Below are 21,259 nucleotides of genomic sequence, written 5' to 3'. Positions count from 1 at the left end.
TCCTCTACCGCCATGAAGGCAACATTGACAAGTCTGCGCAAACGCGCAGAGGGACGCGTGCACCCTTTTTTCACGCTGATGGTTGTATTGCTCATGATGCCGACGGCGGATGCGGTGACGTCTCAGTCCTTTAAGGTCAGCGCCACGATTGTACCCGGATGTGCGGTGGCTACCGGTAGCGGCGGGCTTTTCGGCACGCTGGACTTTGGTAGTCATAACGGCGTCGAGAGCGCGCCGGTCAGCACCAGCTTTGTGCCAAACGGGGCGTTGTCCATCGCCTGTACGCCGGGCGTGGCGCTGAGCATGAGCATTAACGGCGGTCAAAATTATTCATCCGTTCGTCGGATGAAACGGTCCGGTGGAACAGAACTGGTGCCGTACCGGCTCTACAGCAGCAGCTCGCTGGCCGCCAACAGCGAAATTGGCGTCAACCAGGCGATACCGGTGACCTATGCCAACAGCAATAACATCGCGCTGCCGCTTTTCGGCGTGGCGCTACTGACCGGGTTTAGCCCGGCAGGAACCTATACCGATCAGCTCACCGTGACCTTGTCATGGTAATAAAGGGAGAGTATTGATGAAGCCATTTTTCAGACCTGTTTGTCTGGCGGGCGCGTTGAGCATGACGGTGGCAACCGGGCAGGTGCAGGCGGCCGCCACTATCCTGCTGTGGCCGATCGACCCGTGGCTGGCTGCGGACGCCAACGCCACGGAGCTGTGGATCCAGAACCAGGGAAACAGTGCCACGACGATGCAGGTCCGCATCGTGCGCTGGAAACAGGAGGATGGACACGAGCGCTATACTGCGCAGCAGGATGTGGTCGCCAGCCCGCCCATCGTCACGATTGGTACCGGCAGCAAGCAGCTCATTCGCCTTATCAAACAGGCTTCAGTACCCGCAGGTATCGAACAGGCTTACCGCATCATCGTGGATGAAATTCCCCAGCCGGATGCAAAAGCTGAACCCGCCATTGGCCTCAAATTGCAGATGCGCTACTCCATCCCTCTGTTTGTGTATGGCCAGGGGGTTCCGACTATAAAAGAGGGCGCGCACCACGCGCTGGCGGAGACCCAAAATCTGAGCTGGCGGGTGACGCAGGCGGGTGGACAGCCTGTGCTGGAGGTTCGAAACCGGGGTGATGTTCATGTCAGGCTGAGCCAGGTGGCGCTGGAGCAGGGAGGGCAGAAACGCACGGTAGCGGAGGGATTACTGGGTTACGTCCTCCCGGGCAGTACCCGCAGTTGGCCAGTACCCGCTGGCGTTCGTCAGCCAGAGCGGATGAGCGCGCAGATTAATGCCAGGGAAGCACAATGGCAGTCGACGCCCGTAAACTGAAGCCAGCGATGATGATACTGCTTTGCGTCAGTTCCGCGACCCTGGCCGAACCCGGCGACGACAGTTTGCCGCCGCCTCCTCAGGCACAGGCGATAAATGATGAAGCGGTCTTCCAGCTCGCCCTCGTGCTCAACCACTACGATACCGGTCTGGTTGTGCCGGTGACGCAGCGTAAAGGCGCTTTCTTTATCTCCAGCGCCGACCTGCTGCGCGCGGGACTGCCCCCGGCGCATGTTCCTGCCGGAGAGGTGAATCTCTCCTCGCTTGATCGGGTTCGGGTGGCGTACGACAGCGCCGCGCAGCGCCTGCTGCTGACCGTTCCCCGCGACTGGGTGACGGCCCGCGTGACCCCTTTCAACGCGCAAACGGCGCAGGCCAAACCGCACTACGGGCGCGGGGCGCTGCTGAATTACGATCTCTACACCAACCACACGGAACATATCGGCGGTCAGGCGTCGCTCTGGCATGAGTTTCGCTACTTCAACGAGAACGGCTCATTTTCCTCCACCGGCTACGCCCGGGAAAACTTCACCGGTAACGACGGCCAGCAGGAAGGGTATGTTCGCTATGACACGACCCTGCTGTTCACGAATGAAGATGACGCGATGAGCTGGAGCGTCGGGGATGTGATCAGCGATGCCCTGAGCTGGAGCTCCAGCGTGCGGATGGGCGGGGTAAGCGTCGGGCGGGATTTCTCCCTGCGTCCCGATCTGGTGACATGGCCGCTGCCCGAGTTCGCGGGGGAAGCCGCAGTACCCACCTCGGTCGATCTCTTTATCAACGGCTATCGTTCCGGTTCAACCCAGCTTCAGCCTGGTCCTTTCACCCTGACTAATCTGCCCTATATCAACGGTGCCGGGGATGCGGTGCTGGTCACGACGGATGCGCTGGGCCGACAGGTGAGCACCACGCTCCCGTTCTACGTCACCAGCGACTTGCTTAAACAAGGGCTGAGCGACGGTGCCGTGACTCTGGGCAGCCTGCGGCGTAATTACGGTATCAAGAATTTTGACTACGGTTCGGCAGCAGGCAGCGGCTCGTATCGCTACGGGATGACAGACTGGCTGACGCTGGAGGGGCACGCGGAAGGGGCGCAGGAGCTGGCGCTGGGCGGGGCGGGGACGGTGATAAAACTCGGCCAGTTTGGCGTGGTGAATACCTCTTACTCGCAAAGTCGCATGCGCGGTGACGAGGGCGGGCAAATCAACTGGGGTTACCAGTACAGCACCAGCGAGTTTAGCGTCGCCACCCAGCACTCGCGTCGCGACCGCGGCTTTGGCAACCTCGCCCTTTACGACCAGCCGACGGTCTATGACGAAAACGATAAACCCATCGCCAGCTTCAGCCGCAATACGGACCAGTATTCTCTCACCTTCAATCTGGGACAGTACGGCAACATCGGCGCGGCCTGGATCGGCGTGGAGAGTTTTGACGGTCAAAAAACCGAGCTGCTTAATCTCTCCTGGAGCCGCAACCTGTGGGGCGCGAGCAGTATTTACCTCGCCGGCAGCCGGGATCAGCAGCGCGGAGACTGGACCGTTGCGCTGTCGCTGCAGGTGCCGCTCGGTGAGCGCGACAGCGCTGCCGTCACCGTTGAAAACACCCCGGACGCAGGCAGTACCCAGCGCATTAACTACAACCACGCCATGCCTTCTGACGGTGGGTTCAGCTGGAATATGGCCTGGGCCAACCAGTCAAGAGCCAGTGATTATCAACAGGGAACGCTGGGCTGGCGCAATAACAATATCGAGCTGCAGGGCGGCGGCTATGGCGAAAGGGACACCATGACCTGGTGGGGCGAGGCGATGGGATCCGTTGTGCTTATGGACGGCGAGCTGTTTGCAGCGAACAAAATCAACGATGCGTTTGTGGTGATCAGTACCGACGGCCACCCGGACGTGCCCGTCAGCTATGAAAACCAGCCCGTCGGTAAAACCAATAATAACGGTTACCTGCTGGTGAGCGGGGTGTCGGCGTATTACCCGGCAAGCTACCGGATTGATACCCTTAATCTGCCCGCGGATACCCGCCTGAAAGAGACGGAGCGCCGGATCGCCATTCGCCGTCACAGCGGCTATCTGGTCGATTTCCCGATGGAGCAGGAGCGTGTGGCCAGCGTTATTCTGCATGATGCGCACGGGCAGGCGTTGCCCGTGGGAAGCCAGGTCCGACGCGTCTCGCGCAGCAACGCGGTGGTGGGGTATGACGGCATCGCCTGGCTGGAAAATCTCAGCGATGTGAATCCGCTCGAGGTGATCGCACCAGACGGAAAACGCTGCAAGGCCACGCTGACCGTGGGAGCTAATCCGGAGCACAAGCTGCAAACCTACGGTCCACTGGTGTGCCGGGAGGGGCCATGACGCGCCTGCTGCTGTGGATGCTGCTGCTGTTTTCCGGCGGCGGCTGGGCGGCGTGCACCGTCAGTACGGTCAATGCATCGTTTGGCAGCGTCACCTCGTTCGCGCTCAGCGGAAACGGGGAGGTGGAAACCACCGGCAGGCTGGTGGTGGCGTGTGACGCCGTGCTCAACGTCCTGACCAGCGACTCGGTGACGCTGAACTTCACCTCGGCCTCGGTTTCGGGTAACAGCCGCGCCACCATGAAGCGCACGGATAATGCGGCTATTACGGACGTGATCCCCACCCGGCTGTGCGGATTATCCGGGTGCGCGAGCAGCAGCGAGGTACAGATAAGCAAAGCGTATACCTGGAGCGGCAACACATTGCTGGGATTGCTCGGGTCAAAGCAGTACAACATTCCGCTCTATTTCCGCACCGTCGCCGGACAAAACGTTACCGCAGGCCCTTATCAGGTGCTGTTGACTTTCAGCATCAACTACAACGTCTGTGCCTTAGGTATTGGAAGCCTTTGTACGTCCCCCCAGACGGGAACCGCAACGACCACCATTCTGCTTAACATGACCGTCACCAACGACTGCAGCGCCATGACCACGCCGGACGTGAACTTCAACAGCGCACCGCTGGTACAAAGTTTCCCTACCGTCTCGCAGGCCATTGCCGTCACCTGCACCAAAGGCAGCACCTACACTATCGGCATTAATAATGGTGCCAACGCCCTCAATAATGTCCGTCGGATGGTCAGCGGCAGCAACACCATGAGCTATGACATTTATAAAGAAGCCACGACCAACCGCTGGGGCAGCAGCGGCAGCGAGCGCTGGACCAGCGCGACATCGTCGCAGGTCAGCACCGACGGTTTACTGCGTACCTATAACTACACCGCAAAAGTCCTGACCAGCCAGGCCACGCCTCCCGCCGGAACCTACACCGATACGCTGATTGTCGACGTGGCGTTTTAACCCCGCGCTTTTCCCTTTCGCAAATGTAAAGTTCCTGTGGCCTGTGCCGATAACACCGTTAATAAATCTATGAGAAGGTGTTGTATGTTGAACCGTATCCGCGTTGTCACAATGCTCATGATGGTGCTGGTCATTTTCGCACTTCTTCAGCTTATTTCCGGTAGCCTCTTTTTTTCGTCGTTAAAACAGAACCAGGACAGCTTCGTGGCCTCGAACGATCTGCGGCTGCAGCAGAGTGAACTGACCACGACGTGGGATCTGATGCTGCAAACGCGTATCAACCTGAGCCGTTCGTCCGCGCGCATGATGATGGATCCCAACAATCAGCAGAGCAGCGCGAAAACGGACCTGTTGAAAAACGCGCGTGCGACGCTTGCCGACGCGGCAAAACATTACGACGCCTTCAAAAAGATTGCCCCGCAGCCTGCGATGGAGCAGGCGAGCGCCAATATTGATGAGAAATACAACGCCTACTTTGCCGGGCTGACGGAGCTTATCCAGTTCCTGGAGAGCGGCAACATGGATGCCTATTTCGCTCAGCCGACGCAGGGGATGCAAAACGCACTCGGTGCGGCGCTGGGTGAATATGCCAAAGCCAGCAGCGACTTGTACCACTCCGCATTTACTGAAAGCCAGAATGACTACCGTTTCGCTAAATGGCAGATGGCCGTGCTGGCGCTGGCGCTGGTCATCGTGCTGGTGGCCGTCTGGTACGGCATTCGTCACATCCTTCTCAACCCGCTGGGCCGCGTGATTGCGCATATCCGCGACATCGCCTCAGGCGATCTGACCAAAACGCTGACCGTGTCCGGGCGCAACGAGATCACCGAACTGGCAAACAGCGTTGACCATATGCAGCGCTCGCTGGTGGAGACCGTCACCAACGTGCGTAACGGATCCGAGGCAATCTATACCGGCACCAGCGAAATTGCGATGGGGAATAACGACCTCTCTTCCCGTACGGAACAGCAGGCGTCTGCTCTGGAAGAGACCGCAGCCAGCATGGAAGAACTGACGGCCACCGTGAAGCAGAACGCCGATAACGCCCGTCAGGCGTCTCAGCTGGCAGAAAGCGCCTCTGAGACGGCGCAGCGCGGCGGTCGCGTGGTGGATGGCGTGGTGAAAACCATGCACGAAATCGCCGACAGCTCGAAGAAAATCGCCGACATCATCAGCGTCATCGACGGCATTGCCTTCCAGACCAACATTCTGGCGCTGAACGCCGCCGTTGAGGCAGCTCGTGCCGGTGAGCAGGGCCGCGGTTTTGCGGTGGTGGCCGGGGAAGTGCGTAACCTCGCCAGCCGCAGCGCCAATGCGGCGAAAGAGATCAAAGCCCTGATTGAAGATTCCGTCTCCCGCGTGGATACCGGCTCCGTGCTGGTCGAAAGCGCAGGGGAGACCATGAATGACATCGTGAATGCCGTTACCCGCGTAACGGACATCATGGGTGAAATCGCCTCTGCGTCTGATGAGCAGAGTCGTGGTATCGACCAGGTCGCCCTGGCGGTATCGGAAATGGATCGCGTGACACAACAAAACGCCGCGCTGGTGCAGGAGTCCGCTGCTGCGGCCGCTGCGCTGGAAGACCAGGCGAGCCGTCTGAAGATGGCCGTCTCAGCGTTTCGTCTCGCTTCACTCGCAGCAAAAACGGTCGATTCACATACGATGTATCGTGCGCCCGCCGCCGCAACGGCAGCAACACCTGCGCGTACCGCGACGACCGGACAAGAAGAAAACTGGGAAACATTTTGACTGACAATTAAACCGCGGCTGCTTGCCGCTTGATGGGAGCGTGGATGTTAAATCGTATTCGTATCTCGACCACACTGTTTTTGATTCTGATCCTTTGCGGTGTGTTGCAGGTTGGCAGTAACGGGTTGTCTTTTTGGGCGTTTCGCGATGGTTATCAGAATTTGCAGGAAGTCGAGACGAGTAATCAGCAGCGCTCCTCGCTGGCACAAACCCGTGCCGTGCTGTTGCAGGCAAGTACTGCGCTGAACAAGGCGGGAACCTTGACCGCGTTGAGCTATCCGCCGGATGACATCAAGGCGCTGATGGCGACCGCGCGCGACAGCCTGAAGCAGGCTGACGCACAGTTTAAAGCCTTCACGGCGCAGGCCACCGACAGCGAGAAAGAGAAAGCGCTGAAAGCGGCCATGAAAAAGAATTTTGAACAGTGGTACAGCGATCTGGACCACCAGGCGACCTGGCTTGAAAACAACCAGCTTTCGGATTTCATGACCGCGCCGGTACAGGCGTCTCAGGCGGCGTTTGACGGCAGCTTTAACGCGTGGCAGCAGGATATTAACCAGTCTGTTCAGCGTGCCGGTGAAGCGAGCCGTACCAGCTATCACATGTCGGGCGTCATCTTTGCCGTGGTCGTGATTCTGGCGGGGTTGCTGACCGGCGGCGCGTTGTTCTGGGCACGCAAGATGATTGTGCAACCGCTGGCGATTATCAGCAGCCACTTCGACAGCATTGCAAAAGGCAACCTTGCGCGTCCGGTGGCGGTGTACGGGAAGAACGAAATTTCGGCCATCTTTGCCAGCCTGAAGGCGATGCAGGGATCGCTGCGGGAAACGGTGAGCGACGTGCGGCAGGGCAGTTATGCCATGCACACCGGGATCTCAGAGATTGCAGCAGGCAATAACGATCTCTCATCCCGCACCGAACAGCAGGCGGCCTCGCTGGCGCAGACGGCGGCCAGTATGGAACAGCTGACCGCGACGGTAAGTCAGAACGCCGACAACGCGCGTCAGGCGTCGGATCTGTCAAAACAGGCGGCGATGACGGCGAAACGAGGGGGCGACCAGGCCTCTCACGTGGCCAGCACCATGCAGGATATCGCCGCCAGTTCGCAGAAAATTGGCGACATCATCAGCGTGATTGACGGTATCGCGTTCCAGACCAATATTCTGGCGCTCAACGCCGCCGTTGAAGCGGCGCGTGCGGGCGAGCAGGGGCGCGGGTTTGCGGTCGTTGCGGGCGAAGTGCGCAACCTGGCGAGCCGCAGCGCCAACGCGGCGAAAGAGATTAAAGGGCTGATAGAAGAGTCGGTCTCCCGTGTGCAGCAGGGTTCTGCCCTGGTCGATACGGCGGCGAAAACCATGACCGAGATTGTCACTTCCGTCACCCGGGTTAACGACATCATGGGTGAAATCGCCTCGGCGTCGGATGAGCAGCGCCGTGGGATCGAGCAGGTGGCCCAGGCCGTCAGCCAGATGGATCAGGTCACGCAGCAGAACGCGTCGTTAGTGGAAGAGGCGGCAGCCGCGACCGATCAGCTGGCAAACCAGGCCGACCATCTCACCGGGCTGGTCGCGGTGTTTAATGTCAAAGAGCACGTTGAAGCAGTAACAGAAGTCGGGCGGTCGCAGGCCGTGCCAGTTGTATCCTGAATGTGATTAAGAAGGCGCTATGACATCACCCACGCCCTCAGGGCAAACGTCATTATTGTTACAGATGACACAGCGCCTCGCGCTGTCCGACGCGCATTTTCGTCGGATATGTCAGTTAATCTACCAGCGTGCGGGGATCGTGCTTGCGGATCATAAGCGAGACATGGTCTACAACCGGCTGGTGCGGCGCTTGCGCACGCTTGGGCTGGATGATTTTGGTCGCTATTTGAGCATGCTTGAAGCGAACCAGAACAGCGCCGAATGGCAGGCTTTTATTAACTCATTAACCACCAACCTGACGGCGTTTTTCCGTGAAGCTCACCACTTCCCGGTGCTGGCGGACCACGCGCGTCGACGCAGCGGCGAGTATCGCGTCTGGAGTGCGGCTGCCTCGACGGGTGAAGAGCCGTACTCGCTGGCGATCACCCTTGCAGACACGTTGGGCATGGCGCCCGGACGCTGGAAAGTCTACGCCAGCGATATCGACACCGAGGTGCTGGAGAAGGCGCGTAACGGTGTTTATCGCCAGGACGAACTGAAAACGCTGTCGCCTCAGCAGCTGCAGCGTTACTTCATGCGCGGCACTGGCCCGCATGAAGGCCTGGTACGCGTACGCCAGGAGCTGGCGAACTGCGTCGAATTCGCGCCCGTTAACCTGCTCGATAAGCAGTACAACGTGCCGGGTCCATTCGACGCCATTTTTTGCCGTAACGTCATGATCTATTTTGATAAAACGACGCAGCAGGACATTTTGCGTCGCTTTGTTCCGTTGCTCAAGCCTGACGGTTTACTGTTTGCCGGGCACTCGGAAAACTTCAGCAACCTCGTGCGTGAGTTTAGCCTGCGTGGGCAAACGGTATATGCGCTGAGTAAGGAAAAAGCATGAGTAAAATCAGGGTATTGTCTGTCGATGATTCGGCGCTGATGCGCCAGATCATGACTGAAATCATCAATAGCCACAGCGATATGGAGATGGTGGCGACCGCCCCCGATCCTCTGGTAGCGCGGGATTTAATTAAAAAATATAACCCCGACGTACTGACGCTGGATGTCGAAATGCCGCGCATGGATGGCATCGATTTCCTTGAAAAATTAATGCGCCTGCGCCCGATGCCGGTGGTGATGGTCTCCTCCCTGACCGGGAAAGGCTCGGAAATCACCCTGCGCGCGCTCGAGCTGGGGGCGGTGGACTTTGTCACCAAGCCTCAGCTCGGCATCCGCGAAGGGATGCTGGCCTACAGCGAGATGATTGCTGAGAAGATCCGCACCGCGTCCCGGGCGAAGCTTGCGGCGCACAAACCAATGTCGGCACCGGCAACACTGAAGGCCGGTCCGTTACTCAGCTCGGAAAAACTGCTGGTGATTGGGGCGTCAACCGGAGGAACAGAGGCAATTCGTCATGTACTCCAGCCATTGCCGCTATCAAGTCCGGGTATTCTCATTACGCAGCATATGCCGCCGGGATTTACCCGCTCGTTCGCTGAACGCCTGAACAAACTGTGTCAGATCAGCGTGAAAGAGGCGGAAGACGGCGAGCGCGTGCTTCCGGGACACGCGTACATCGCGCCGGGCGATAAGCATATGGAGCTGTCGCGCAGCGGCGCGAACTATCAAATCAAAATTCATGACGGACCGCCGGTTAACCGGCACCGTCCGTCGGTGGATGTGCTGTTTCATTCGGTGGCGAAACATGCGGGGCGCAACGCCGTGGGGGTGATCCTGACGGGGATGGGCAACGACGGTGCCGCCGGAATGCTTGCGATGCACCAGGCTGGCGCCTGGACGATTGCGCAGAATGAAGCAAGTTGTGTGGTGTTCGGCATGCCGCGCGAGGCCATCAATATGGGTGGCGTGAGCGAAGTGGTCGATCTTAGCCAGGTAAGCCAGCAGATGCTGGCGAAAATCAGTGCCGGACAGGCAATACGTATTTAAAGAGGAGTGTAGTTTTATGGCGGACAAAGAGCTCAGATTTTTGGTTGTGGATGACTTTTCCACCATGCGTCGCATCGTGCGTAACCTGCTGAAAGAGCTGGGCTTCAACAACGTTGAAGAAGCAGAAGACGGCGTTGATGCGCTGAACAAACTGCAGGCGGGTGGCTTTGGTTTTGTGATTTCCGACTGGAACATGCCGAACATGGATGGTCTGGAACTGTTGAAAACCATTCGTGCCGATGCCGGTATGGCGTCACTGCCGGTGCTGATGGTGACCGCAGAAGCGAAAAAAGAGAACATCATTGCAGCAGCCCAGGCGGGCGCAAGCGGCTATGTGGTGAAGCCATTCACTGCAGCAACCCTGGAAGAGAAGCTCGGCAAGATCTTCGAGAAACTCGGCATGTGAGGTGATGGATATGTTGCAACCTGCTATGAAACCCGTTGAAGAACATTCACCGAGCGACATTATCGCCCGCATTGGTAGCCTGACGCGCATGCTGCGCGACAGCCTGCGTGAACTGGGACTGGATCAGGCTATCGCCGAAGCAGCAGAAGCGATTCCTGATGCGCGTGACCGTCTGGACTACGTTGTGCAGATGACCGCGCAGGCCGCTGAACGTGCGCTGAACAGCGTTGAAGCGTCACAGCCGCACCAGGACGCGATGGAGAAGGGTGCGAAAGCGCTGACCCAGCGCTGGGATGAGTGGTTTGAAAACCCTATCGAGCTGGCTGACGCGCGCGAGTTGGTGACCGATACCCGCCAGTTCCTGGGCGATGTGCCGGGCCACACCAGTTTCACCAACGCACAGCTGCTGGACATCATGATGGCGCAGGATTTCCAGGACCTCACCGGTCAGGTTATCAAGCGTATGATGGATGTGATTCAGGAGATTGAACGTCAGCTGCTGATGGTGCTGCTGGAGAACATCCCGGAACCGGCTGCCCGTCCGAAACGCGAGAACGAAAGCCTGCTCAATGGCCCACAGCTCGACGCCACCAAAGCGGGCGTTGTGGCAAGCCAGGACCAGGTGGACGACCTGCTGGACAGCCTCGGCTTCTAAGCGTGTCTGCCGCCTCAGGTTGTTAACGCGGCCCGAGGCGGCAAAATCAAGAATCTCCGAAAAGAGCCCGAATAAACGGGCTTTTCCCGCCATTGGATTTTCTCTGTACTGGCATGATACCCGTGACGTAATGGGCTGAGCATGCACTGTGGCAGAAGAGAACGACGACAAAACGGAAGCCCCCACACCCCACCGACTTGAAAAAGCGCGTGAGGAAGGGCAGATCCCCCGATCCCGAGAACTGACATCCCTGCTGATCCTTATCGTAGGCGTGTGCATTATCTGGCTGGGTGGGGAGTCGCTCGCCCGTAAACTGGCGGGGATGCTCTCTTCTGGGTTACGTTTTGACCACAGCATGGTCAACGATCCCAATCTCATTCTGGGTCAAATCATTATTCTGATTAAAGGCGCAATGATCGCCTTACTGCCGCTGATTACCGGCGTGGTGTTGGTGGCGATAGTGTCGCCGATCATGCTGGGTGGTCTGGTGTTCAGTGGCAAATCACTGCAGCCCAAGTTTTCTAAACTCAACCCGTTTCCCGGTATAGCACGTATGTTTTCGGCCCAGACCGGGGCTGAGCTGGTTAAAGCCATCCTCAAATCGACCCTGATGGGCAGCGCTGCCGGGTTTTATCTGTGGCATAACTGGCCTGATATGATGCGCCTGATCAGCGAATCGCCGCTCAGCGCCATGCGCAACGCCATGAACCTCATCGGGTTTTGCTCGCTGCTGGTGGTCCTGAGCATCATCCCGATGGTGGGCTTCGACGTCATCTTCCAGCTCTATAGCCACTTCAAGAAGCTGCGCATGTCGCGTCAGGATATTCGTGACGAATATAAGCAGATGGAAGGTGACCCGCACGTGAAAGGGCGTATCCGCCAGATGCAGCGTGCGGCTGCTCGTCGACGCATGATGGAAGACGTGCCTAAAGCCGATGTGATCGTCACCAACCCGACCCACTATTCCGTTGCGCTGCAGTATGACGAAAACAAAATGAGTGCGCCAAAAGTGGTGGCAAAGGGGGCCGGGCTTATCGCACTGCGTATCCGTGAAATCGCGACGGAGAATCGTGTCCCCATTCTTGAAGCGCCACCGCTGGCGCGTGCCTTATACCGCCATGCGGAAATTGGGCAGCAGATCCCAGGACAACTTTATGCCGCCGTGGCGGAAGTGCTGGCCTGGGTATGGCAATTAAAACGCTGGCGTCTGGCTGGCGGTCAACGACCTGTGAAACCTGAAAACCTTCCGGTGCCTGACGCGCTGGATTTTTTGAACGAGAAGGACACTGATGGCTAATCTGGTGGCAATGTTGCGCCTGCCCGGCAACCTGAAATCGACCCAATGGCAGATCCTTGCCGGGCCGATTCTGATCCTGCTAATTCTGTCGATGATGGTACTGCCGCTCCCGGCATTCATTCTCGATCTGCTTTTCACATTCAACATTGCGTTGTCCATCATGGTGCTGCTGGTGGCGATGTTCACCCAGCGCACCCTGGAATTTGCGGCGTTCCCGACCATTCTGCTGTTTACCACGCTCCTGCGACTGGCGCTGAACGTGGCGTCTACCCGTATCATTCTGATGGAAGGCCATACCGGCGCGGCGGCGGCGGGTAAAGTGGTTGAGGCCTTTGGCCACTTCCTCGTGGGCGGTAACTTTGCCATCGGTATCGTGGTGTTTGTCATCCTCGTGATCATCAACTTTATGGTTATCACCAAAGGTGCGGGGCGTATCGCGGAAGTCGGCGCGCGCTTTGTGCTGGACGGGATGCCGGGCAAGCAGATGGCGATCGACGCCGACCTGAACGCCGGGCTTATCGCAGAAGATGAAGCGAAGAAGCGCCGCGCGGAGGTGACGCAGGAAGCGGACTTCTACGGTTCGATGGACGGTGCGAGTAAGTTTGTGCGCGGTGATGCCATCGCGGGCATCCTGATCATGGTCATCAACGTGGTCGGGGGGTTGCTGGTCGGCGTCCTTCAGCACGGGATGGACATGGGCCACGCGGCGGAAAGCTATACGCTGCTGACCATCGGTGACGGTCTGGTCGCCCAGATCCCGGCGCTGGTTATCTCGACCGCAGCAGGCGTTATCGTCACCCGCGTGAGTACCGATCAGGACGTGGGTGAGCAGATGGTGGGGCAGCTGTTCAGCAACCCTCGCGTGATGCTGCTGTCGGCGGCGGTGTTGGGCCTGCTCGGCATGGTGCCGGGGATGCCAAACCTGGTGTTCCTGCTGTTCACCGCGGGCCTGCTGGGCCTGGCCTGGTGGATGCGCGGACGTGAAATGAAACCGGCGGCAGAGCCCGCGCCGGTGAAAATGCCGGAAAATACCCAGGCCGTGGAGGCCACCTGGAACGACGTGCAGCTGGAAGATTCTCTGGGGATGGAAGTGGGCTATCGCCTGATCCCGATGGTGGACTTCCAGCAGGATGGCGAACTGCTGGGGCGTATCCGCAGCATCCGTAAAAAATTCGCCCAGGATATGGGCTTCCTGCCGCCGGTGGTTCACATTCGCGACAATATGGATCTGCCGCCCGCGCGCTACCGCATTCTGATGAAAGGTGTTGAAATTGGCAGCGGTGATGCCTATCCGGGCCGCTGGCTGGCGATTAACCCCGGCACCGCCGCGGGTACGCTGCCGGGCGAGCAAACCATCGATCCGGCCTTTGGCCTGGCGGCTATCTGGATTGAAAGCGCCCTGAAAGAGCAGGCGCAGATTCAGGGCTATACCGTTGTTGAAGCCAGTACCGTGGTGGCGACCCACCTCAACCATCTGATTGGGCAGTTCTCCGCCGAGCTGTTTGGGCGTCAGGAAGCGCAGCAGCTGCTTGACCGCGTAACGCAGGAGATGCCGAAGCTGACGGAAGATCTGGTTCCGGGCGTGCTGACGTTGACCACGCTGCACAAGGTGCTGCAAAACCTGCTTGATGAGAAGGTGCCGATCCGCGATATGCGCACCATCCTGGAAACACTGGCCGAGCACGCGCCGCTGCAAAGCGATCCGCACGAGCTGACGGCGGTGGTACGCGTGGCGCTGGGCCGTGCGATCACCCAGCAGTGGTTCCCTGGCACCGGAGAAGTGCAGGTGATTGGCCTCGATACGCCGCTTGAGCGTCTGCTGCTGCAGGCGTTGCAGGGTGGTGGTGGCCTTGAGCCGGGTCTGGCCGACCGCTTGCTGGCGCAGACGCAGGAGGCGCTGGCGCGTCAGGAGATGCTGGGTGCGCCGCCGGTTCTGCTGGTGAATCATGCACTGAGGCCGCTGCTTTCACGCTTCCTGCGTCGTAGCCTGAACCAGCTGGTGGTGCTGTCGAATATGGAGCTGTCGGACAATCGCCACATTCGCATGACGGCGACCATTGGAGGAAAATAATGCGAAAGTGGCTATGGGTACTCTTTTTCCCGCTGGCGGCGCAGGCCGCAGGTGAGGGAACATGGCAGGCCAGCAGCATGGGCGTCACGCTAAGCCATCGCGGGGTGGCAATGTCTTCGCGTCCGCTGTCGTCGCCGGAACCGGCTTCTGGCCTCATGACGCTGGTGGTCTGGAACTATACGCTGATTGGCCCAACGCCCGCCGGGCTGCGGGTGCGTCTCTGCTCTCAGACGCGCTGTACCGAAATAGACGGTGAAAGCGGAACGACCCAGGCGTTCAACGGTGTGCCCGCCGTCGAGCCTTTACGCTTTATCTGGGAGGTACCGGGTGGCGGTCGCCTGATCCCGGCGCTGAAGGTTCAGAGCAATTCCGTCATCGTCAACTACCGTTAACTGCCTGCCTTTTCGCCAGCCTTCAGGCAAATCTGATGGCTGGCTCGCAAAATTGACCTCACCTTTTGATGCAATAGAAACGCTGTTTTATAAATCAGTGACACGCGTGACGACACTCTTTGCATTTTTGCCATTCCCCCCTGTGCGATGGCAGAAACAGAAAGGTATCAACAAGTCGATACTTTTACTGTAGCCGTGTAAAAACTCCCGGACGAGGTTTGCTTACAGGGAGTCTCCCAAAACTGATTAGGGTTGACGGCAATGAAAACACGTAAAATTGGACTCGCAAATTATCTTGCTTACGGGTCAGGCGATTTCCTCGGCGCGGGTACCACTGCGCTGACGGCGGCCTGGCTTTTGTATTTTTATACCACCTTCTGTGGACTCACACCGATTGAAGCGACGTTCATCTTTGCCGCCGCAAGGGTGCTGGATGCCGTTGTCAGCCCGCTGATGGGCTTTTTGACCGATAACTTTGGTACGACCTGGCTCGGCAAGCGCTTTGGGCGCCGTAAGTTCTTTATTCTGCTGGGTATTCCGTGCGTGTTCAGCTACTCGCTAATGTGGGTAGGGGACATGAGCTTCTGGTACTACCTGCTGACCTATCTGGTGTTTGATATTGTCTACACGATGATTCTGGTGCCGTACGAAACGCTGGTACCGGAAATGACCGATGACTTTAAACAGAAAACCAAGTTCTCCGGGGCGCGTATCTCTATGGCGCAGATGTCCGCCATTCTGGCCTCCTTCCTGCCGGGGATCCTGCTGACCCATTTCGGGAAAGACAACGCGGTTTCCTTCTTCTACGCAAGCCTGGTTTTCTCCGTGCTTTGCGCGCTGATGCTGACCTTCGTTTGGTTCTTTACCTGGGAGCGCCCGCGTGAGGAGTGGTCTGAAGCGGCGCTGCGTGCCGAAGAGGAGAAGAAGAAGCTGACGCTGGGCCAGAGCCTGAACCGTCTGTTCGTGGAGTTAAGCTCGACGTTGCGTATCAAGATTTTCCGCCAGCATCTGGGTATGTACCTCGGTGGATACATCGCGCAGGACGTCTTTAACGCGGTGTTCACTTACTACGTGGTGTTCGTACTGATGCAGGAAGCCTCTATGGCGTCCAACCTGCTGGGCACGATGGCCATCTTCCAGTTCCTGGCCGTAATCGGGATGATCCCGCTGTGCATTCGCTTCGGGCCTGCGCCGTCTTACCGTATGGTGGTGGTGCTGTTTGGTCTGGCATCAATTTCTTACGCCGTGCTCTACTACGCGGGTCTGAGCGACGTTTACTCTCTGCTGTTGCTGATCTCTGCGGTGGCGGGCCTCGGTCGCGGCGGTATCAACTACGTCCCGTGGAACACCTACACCTACATTGCCGACGTGGATGAAGTGATCACCGGCCAGCGCCGCGAGGGGATCTTCGCGGGCATCATGACCCTGACCCGTAAGGCGTCACAGGCCGGTGCGGTGATGCTGGTGGGCATCGTGATGCAGATGTCCGGCTTTGTCAGCGGTCAGAAAGTGCAGCCTGCGGAAGTGAGCCACACGATTCCGATGATCCTGAGCGTGGGCACCATTCTGGTGCTGTTCTGCGGCTTCCTCGTTTCCCTGCGCTTCAAGCTCAATTTGCAGACCCACAGCACGCTGCGCGAAGAGACCGCCAAAATGCGCGAGTCCGGTCGGGCGATGCCAGAAGCCGCTACGCCGCAGGCCCGCGAGACAGTGGAAATGCTGGCCGGCATACCTTACGAGTCACTGTGGGGCAACAACAACATTGGTTATCTGAATCGTAATAAACCGGCGGCACCTTCGCTGAAGGATCGCGCGGTACTGAATTCGACATACAACAGAGGTTAAGATGATGAAAGTTTGGCCTGTCAAACATAGCCCGTTACTGCGTCAACCCGAGCGCTTTATCGCCCGGGACGAGCTGAAGTCGCTGATTCAAAAGGTGACGCATAACCTGGTCAATATCCACGACAAAACGGGGCAATTTTTGCTGCGGCTGGACGACGGGCGCGTAATCGACACCAAAGGCTGGGCCGGATGGGAATGGACGCACGGCGTCGGCCTGTATGGGATCTGGCAGTACTACTGCCAGACCGGCGACGACGTTATGCGCGAGATTATCGACGGCTGGTTTGCCGACCGTTTTGCGGAAGGCGCAACCACCAAAAACGTGAATACCATGTCGCCGTTCCTGACGCTGGCCTATCGCTACGAAGAGACGAAAAACCCGGCCTGGCTGCCGTGGCTGGAAAGCTGGGCGGAATGGGCGATGAATGAGATGCCGCGCACCGAACACGGTGGCATGCAGCACATCACCCTCGCGGAAGAGAACCATCAGCAGATGTGGGACGACACGCTGATGATGACGGTCCTGCCGCTGGCGAAAATCGGCAAGCTGCTCAATAAGCCGGAGTACGTTGAAGAGGCGGTCTATCAGTTCTTGCTGCACGTGCAAAACCTGATGGATCGGGAGACCGGCCTGTGGTTCCACGGCTGGAGCTACGACGGCAACCATAACTTCGCCAATGCCCGCTGGGCGCGTGGCAACAGTTGGCTCACTATTGTGATCCCGGACTTCCTCGAGCTGGTGGATCTGCCGGAAAACAACGCCGTGCGCCGCTATCTGGTGCAGGTGCTGAACGCGCAGGTTGCGGCGCTGGCGAAATGTCAGGACGAGAGTGGGCTGTGGCATACGCTGCTCGACGATCCGAATTCGTATCTTGAAGCATCGGCTACCGCCGGGTTTGCCTACGGCATTCTGAAGGCGGTGCGCAAGCGCTACGTTGGCGCGGAGTATGCCGAAGTGGCAGAAAAAGCGATTCGCGGTATCGTGAAAAATATCTCGCCGGAAGGGGAACTGCTGCAAACGTCGTTCGGTACGGGGATGGGAAGCGATCTTGAGTTTTATCGCCAGATCCCGCTGACGTCGATGCCATACGGGCAGGCGATGGCGATACTGTGTCTGACTGAGTATTTGCGGAAATACTTCTGAACCTGTGGATATCCCCGGTGGCGCTGCGCTTACCGGGGCTACAAAACAAAACCCGGCTTGCGCCGGGTTTTGTTTTTACATACGTTCTACGGTTTCGATACCCAGGGTATCCAGACCCAGCTTCAGGGTCTTCGCCGTCAGCTGCGCCAGCTTCAGGCGGCTGTTGCGAACCGCTTCGCTTTCTGCCGACAGGATAGGGCAGTGCTCGTAGAAGCCGGAGAACAGACCTGCCAGATCGTACAGGTAAGCACACATCACGTGCGGCGTACCGTCACGCGCCACAACCGTCAGCGTCTCTTCAAACTGCAGCAGACGCGCTGCCAGCTGCGCTTCGCGATCTTCAGTAATATTCACCGTGGCGTTCGCCAGCACGCTTTCGTCGATATTGGCTTTACGGAATACGGAGAGCACGCGGGTGTAGGCATACTGCATATAGGGTGCAGTGTTGCCTTCGAATGCCAGCATGTTATCCCAGTCGAAGATATAGTCGGTGGTACGGTTCTTGGACAGATCCGCGTATTTCACCGCGCCGATACCGACAGCGTTAGCCAGTTTTTCCAGCTCGTCGGCAGGCATGTCCGGGTTCTTCTCCGCGACCAGGCGACGGGCGCGTTCCAGCGCTTCGTCCAGCAGGTCGGAGAGCTTAACGGTGCCGCCCGCGCGGGTTTTGAACGGCTTACCGTCTTTACCCAGCATCATGCCGAACATGTGGTGTTCCAGCGGTACGGAATCCGGCACGTAACCGGCTTTACGCACGATGGTCCATGCCTGCATCAGGTGCTGGTGCTGGCGGGAGTCGATGTAGTACAGCACGCGGTCTGCATGCAGGGTTTCGTAACGGTATTTCGCACAGGCGATATCGGTGGTGGTGTAGAGATAGCCGCCATCCTTTTTCTGGATGATGACCCCCATCGGTTCGCCTTCCTTGTTTTTGTACTCATCAAGGAATACCACCGTTGCACCTTCGCTCTCTACCGCCAGACCTTTAGCTTTCAGGTCTGCCACAATGCCAGGCAGCATTGGGTTGTAGAGGCTTTCACCCATCACGTCGTCGCGGGTCAGGGTGACGTTCAGGCGGTTATAGGTCAGCTGGTTCTGGGACATGGTGATGTCAACCAGCTTGCGCCACATCTCGAGGAAGTAGGTGTCGCCGCCCTGCAGTTTTACTACGTAGCTGCGCGCGCGCTCGGCAAAGGCCTCGTCTTCGTCGTAGTGTTTTTTGGCTTCACGGTAGAACCCTTCCAGGTCCGCCAGCGCCATCTCGCCTGCGTTTTCCTGCTGCTGTTTTTCCAGGTAAGCAATCAGCATACCGAACTGGGTTCCCCAGTCGCCCACGTGGTTCGCGCGGATCACTTTATGGCCGAGGAATTCATTGGTACGCACGGAGGCGTCGCCGATAATGGTGGAGCGCAGGTGGCCGACGTGCATCTCTTTCGCCACGTTTGGCGCGGAGTAGTCGATCACGATGGTCTGCGCCTTCGGCTGGGAAACGCCCAGACGGTCTGATTTCAGCGCCGCGTCAACGTGGCTTGCCAGGAACGCAGGCTCCAGGAAGATGTTGATAAAGCCCGGACCGGCGATTTCAGTCTTACTGGCAATCCCGGTGAGATCCAGATGCGTCAGTACCTGCTCAGCGAGCTGTCGCGGCGGCATGCCCAGTTTTTTAGCCACTGCCATCACGCCATTAGCCTGATAGTCGCCAAACTGTACTTTTGCTGACTGACGAACCTGCGGTTCGCAATCCGCAGGCGCACCTGCGGCAATCAGTGCCTGACTGACTTTTTCTGAGAGAAGAGCCTGAATATTCACCTGGATACCTTACGTTTTTGGTGCGGGGGAACAACGACCCGCGCCCGTTAAAGAATTTAGGGCGGGAGTATACTGCAAATGCCCTCTGGCGTCAGCATTGCGGGGGCTGAAGATAGTACAGAATCCAGGCTAAGAAGGTGTGCATAATCATGCAGTCGTAAAAACCCCTATTCTGCGGTTGGTCGAAAGAGGGGAACAGAGTAAATTAGCGGCTTTGCGACATGATAAGAGACTGACGTATGGCGAACTGGCAAACCATTGACGAACTGCATGATATTTCCGCAGATTTACCGCGCTTCACTCAGGCGTTCACAGAACTTGCCACCCGCCTGGGTCTGGATATCGCACCGCTTGAGGCCGATCACATCTCTTTACGCTGTCATCAGAATGCGACAGCCGAGCGCTGGCGTCGCGGTTTCGAGCAGTGCGGTGAACTGCTTTCTGAGAATATCATTAACGGTCGCCCAATCTGCCTGTTCAAACTGCATGAACCGGTGCGTGTCGCGCAATGGCAATTCACCGTTGTTGAACTGCCGTGGCCGGGCGAAAAACGCTATCCGCATGAAGGCTGGGAGCACATCGAAATTGTATTGCCGGGCGAGCCTGAAACGCTGAATGCGCGCGCGCTGGCGCTGTTATCGGACGCGGGCTTAAGCCAGCCGGGTATCTATGTGAAAACGAGTTCACCAAAAGGTGAGCGCGAGCGTTTACCCAATCCGACGCTTGCCGTTACTGACGGACAGGTCACGGTGAAGTTTCATCCGTGGACGATCGAACAGATCGTTGCCAGTGAAGCGTAAGAGTTGTGAGTTCAGGCCAGGACCGAAAAGGGATGGCGTGACATGATGGTTCGTTGAGTGGAAATTAAGGAGGATTAAATGGCGCTGCTGGAGATTTGTTGTTACAGCGTGGAGTGTGCCGTGACCGCGCAGGAGCAGGGTGCAGACCGCATTGAACTGTGCGCGGCACCGAAAGAGGGCGGGCTGACGCCCTCCTGCGGGGTGTTGAAGTCTGCCCGTCAGGCCGTCACGATCCCCGTTCACCCGATTATTCGTCCGCGCGGCGGTGATTTTTGTTACACGGCGGGCGAGTTCAGTGCCATGCTTGATGATATCGCGCTCGTTCGGGAACTGGGGTTCCCGGGGCTGGTTACCGGTCTGCTGGATGAAGACGGCAATATTGATATACCGCGCATGCGTCAGGTCATGAGCGCCGCGCAGGGGCTGGCCGTCACTTTTCATCGTGCATTTGATATGTGTAAAGATCCGCTTCAGGCCTTTGAAACGCTTGGAGAACTTGGCGTGGCGCGCATTTTGACATCGGGTCAGCAGTCGTCAGCTGAAAAAGGACTGCAATTAATTACGGAACTAAAAGCACATTCCGGTGTTCCAATAATCATGGCGGGCGCAGGAGTACGCGCCAGCAATCTGGAACTGTTTTTAGACGCAGGGGTAGAAGAGCTTCATAGCTCTGCCGGGAAATGGATACCGTCACCCATGCGTTATCGCAATACAAGGTTGTCTATGTCGACGGATGCTGAAGCGGATGAGTACTCACGCTACGGTGTAGATGGAGAGTCGGTTGCGGTAATGAAATCGTTGATTGAACGTCATCACGTGTAGCAACGTACCGATTTTTACCGCGCATCATGTCGC

The 21,259-nt window shown here is 58.0% G+C and carries 18 protein-coding genes; 17 read left to right on the top strand and 1 reads right to left on the bottom strand.

Annotated elements, in window-relative coordinates; all coding sequences use genetic code 11:
• Positions 1 to 12 precede the first annotated feature (12 nt).
• The 15 genes from ACOQH0_RS13795 (at position 13) to ACOQH0_RS13725 (ending at position 17,795) form a co-directional block, all read left to right on the top strand.
• Positions 13 to 561 (top strand): Csu type fimbrial protein, encoded by a 549-nt coding sequence (locus ACOQH0_RS13795; RefSeq protein WP_029485120.1) that lies wholly within the window; start codon positions 13 to 15, stop codon positions 559 to 561.
• A gap of 16 nt (positions 562 to 577) precedes the next feature.
• Complete coding sequence (locus tag ACOQH0_RS13790; RefSeq protein ID WP_421510588.1) at positions 578 to 1,336, top strand: molecular chaperone; 759 nt, start codon at positions 578 to 580, stop codon at positions 1,334 to 1,336.
• Complete coding sequence (locus tag ACOQH0_RS13785; RefSeq protein WP_421510587.1) at positions 1,312 to 3,696, top strand: fimbria/pilus outer membrane usher protein; 2,385 nt, start codon at positions 1,312 to 1,314, stop codon at positions 3,694 to 3,696. The genes ACOQH0_RS13790 and ACOQH0_RS13785 overlap by 25 nt, the downstream gene beginning before the upstream one ends.
• Positions 3,693 to 4,655, top strand: coding sequence for a Csu type fimbrial protein (locus ACOQH0_RS13780; protein WP_089598179.1), 963 nt, complete (start codon positions 3,693 to 3,695; stop codon positions 4,653 to 4,655). Before ACOQH0_RS13785 ends, ACOQH0_RS13780 begins: the two co-directional genes overlap by 4 nt.
• An 84-nt stretch (positions 4,656 to 4,739) precedes the next feature.
• Positions 4,740 to 6,407 (top strand): methyl-accepting chemotaxis protein II, encoded by a 1,668-nt coding sequence (gene tar / locus ACOQH0_RS13775; RefSeq protein ID WP_174339749.1) that lies wholly within the window; start codon positions 4,740 to 4,742, stop codon positions 6,405 to 6,407.
• 44 nt (positions 6,408 to 6,451) lie between these two features.
• Positions 6,452 to 8,053, top strand: a complete 1,602-nt coding sequence (gene tap / locus ACOQH0_RS13770; RefSeq protein WP_010432521.1) for a methyl-accepting chemotaxis protein IV — start codon at positions 6,452 to 6,454, stop codon at positions 8,051 to 8,053.
• Between the two features lie 19 nt (positions 8,054 to 8,072).
• The gene (gene cheR / locus ACOQH0_RS13765; protein ID WP_100166014.1) at positions 8,073 to 8,939 is read left to right on the top strand and encodes a protein-glutamate O-methyltransferase CheR; all 867 of its coding nucleotides are present in this window, start codon (positions 8,073 to 8,075) and stop codon (positions 8,937 to 8,939) included.
• On the top strand, positions 8,936 to 9,985 hold the full coding sequence (locus ACOQH0_RS13760) for a protein-glutamate methylesterase/protein-glutamine glutaminase (RefSeq protein ID WP_010432526.1): 1,050 nt from the start codon (positions 8,936 to 8,938) through the stop codon (positions 9,983 to 9,985). The genes cheR and ACOQH0_RS13760 overlap by 4 nt, the downstream gene beginning before the upstream one ends.
• A gap of 16 nt (positions 9,986 to 10,001) precedes the next feature.
• Positions 10,002 to 10,391, top strand: coding sequence for a chemotaxis response regulator CheY (gene cheY / locus ACOQH0_RS13755; protein WP_010432528.1), 390 nt, complete (start codon positions 10,002 to 10,004; stop codon positions 10,389 to 10,391).
• A gap of 10 nt (positions 10,392 to 10,401) precedes the next feature.
• Positions 10,402 to 11,046, top strand: a complete 645-nt coding sequence (cheZ, locus tag ACOQH0_RS13750; RefSeq protein WP_029485121.1) for a protein phosphatase CheZ — start codon at positions 10,402 to 10,404, stop codon at positions 11,044 to 11,046.
• Between the two features lie 148 nt (positions 11,047 to 11,194).
• Positions 11,195 to 12,343, top strand: a complete 1,149-nt coding sequence (gene flhB / locus ACOQH0_RS13745; RefSeq protein ID WP_238459412.1) for a flagellar biosynthesis protein FlhB — start codon at positions 11,195 to 11,197, stop codon at positions 12,341 to 12,343.
• On the top strand, positions 12,336 to 14,414 hold the full coding sequence (gene flhA / locus ACOQH0_RS13740) for a flagellar biosynthesis protein FlhA (protein ID WP_089598182.1): 2,079 nt from the start codon (positions 12,336 to 12,338) through the stop codon (positions 14,412 to 14,414). Before flhB ends, flhA begins: the two co-directional genes overlap by 8 nt.
• Entirely contained in the window at positions 14,414 to 14,806 is a 393-nt protein-coding gene (gene flhE, locus ACOQH0_RS13735) for a flagellar protein FlhE (RefSeq protein ID WP_421510584.1), read from the top strand. The genes flhA and flhE overlap by 1 nt, the downstream gene beginning before the upstream one ends.
• Before the next feature lie 261 nt (positions 14,807 to 15,067).
• On the top strand, positions 15,068 to 16,651 hold the full coding sequence (locus ACOQH0_RS13730; RefSeq protein WP_421510583.1) for an MFS transporter: 1,584 nt from the start codon (positions 15,068 to 15,070) through the stop codon (positions 16,649 to 16,651).
• A gap of 4 nt (positions 16,652 to 16,655) precedes the next feature.
• The gene (locus tag ACOQH0_RS13725) at positions 16,656 to 17,795 is read left to right on the top strand and encodes a glycoside hydrolase family 88/105 protein (RefSeq protein WP_120158050.1); all 1,140 of its coding nucleotides are present in this window, start codon (positions 16,656 to 16,658) and stop codon (positions 17,793 to 17,795) included.
• Between the two features lie 75 nt (positions 17,796 to 17,870).
• Here the strand turns inward: ACOQH0_RS13725 and argS are convergent, their stop codons facing one another.
• Positions 17,871 to 19,604, bottom strand: a complete 1,734-nt coding sequence (gene argS, locus ACOQH0_RS13720; RefSeq protein WP_010432547.1) for an arginine--tRNA ligase — start codon at positions 19,602 to 19,604, stop codon at positions 17,871 to 17,873.
• 239 nt (positions 19,605 to 19,843) lie between these two features.
• On the opposite strand from argS, the gene ACOQH0_RS13715 reads away from it, so the two are divergent.
• Positions 19,844 to 20,404, top strand: coding sequence for a VOC family protein (locus ACOQH0_RS13715; RefSeq protein ID WP_421510582.1), 561 nt, complete (start codon positions 19,844 to 19,846; stop codon positions 20,402 to 20,404).
• A gap of 78 nt (positions 20,405 to 20,482) precedes the next feature.
• The gene (cutC, locus tag ACOQH0_RS13710) at positions 20,483 to 21,226 is read left to right on the top strand and encodes a copper homeostasis protein CutC (RefSeq protein ID WP_421510581.1); all 744 of its coding nucleotides are present in this window, start codon (positions 20,483 to 20,485) and stop codon (positions 21,224 to 21,226) included.
• The last annotated feature ends 33 nt before the right edge of the window (positions 21,227 to 21,259 follow it).

It is taken from the genome of Enterobacter sp. JS8-1, assembly GCF_049187015.1.
In the GTDB taxonomy this organism is placed as follows: Bacteria; Pseudomonadota; Gammaproteobacteria; order Enterobacterales; family Enterobacteriaceae; genus Enterobacter; species Enterobacter mori.
Note: the sequence above shows the minus strand (reverse complement) of the source record. Positions and strands in the feature narration are given on the sequence as shown.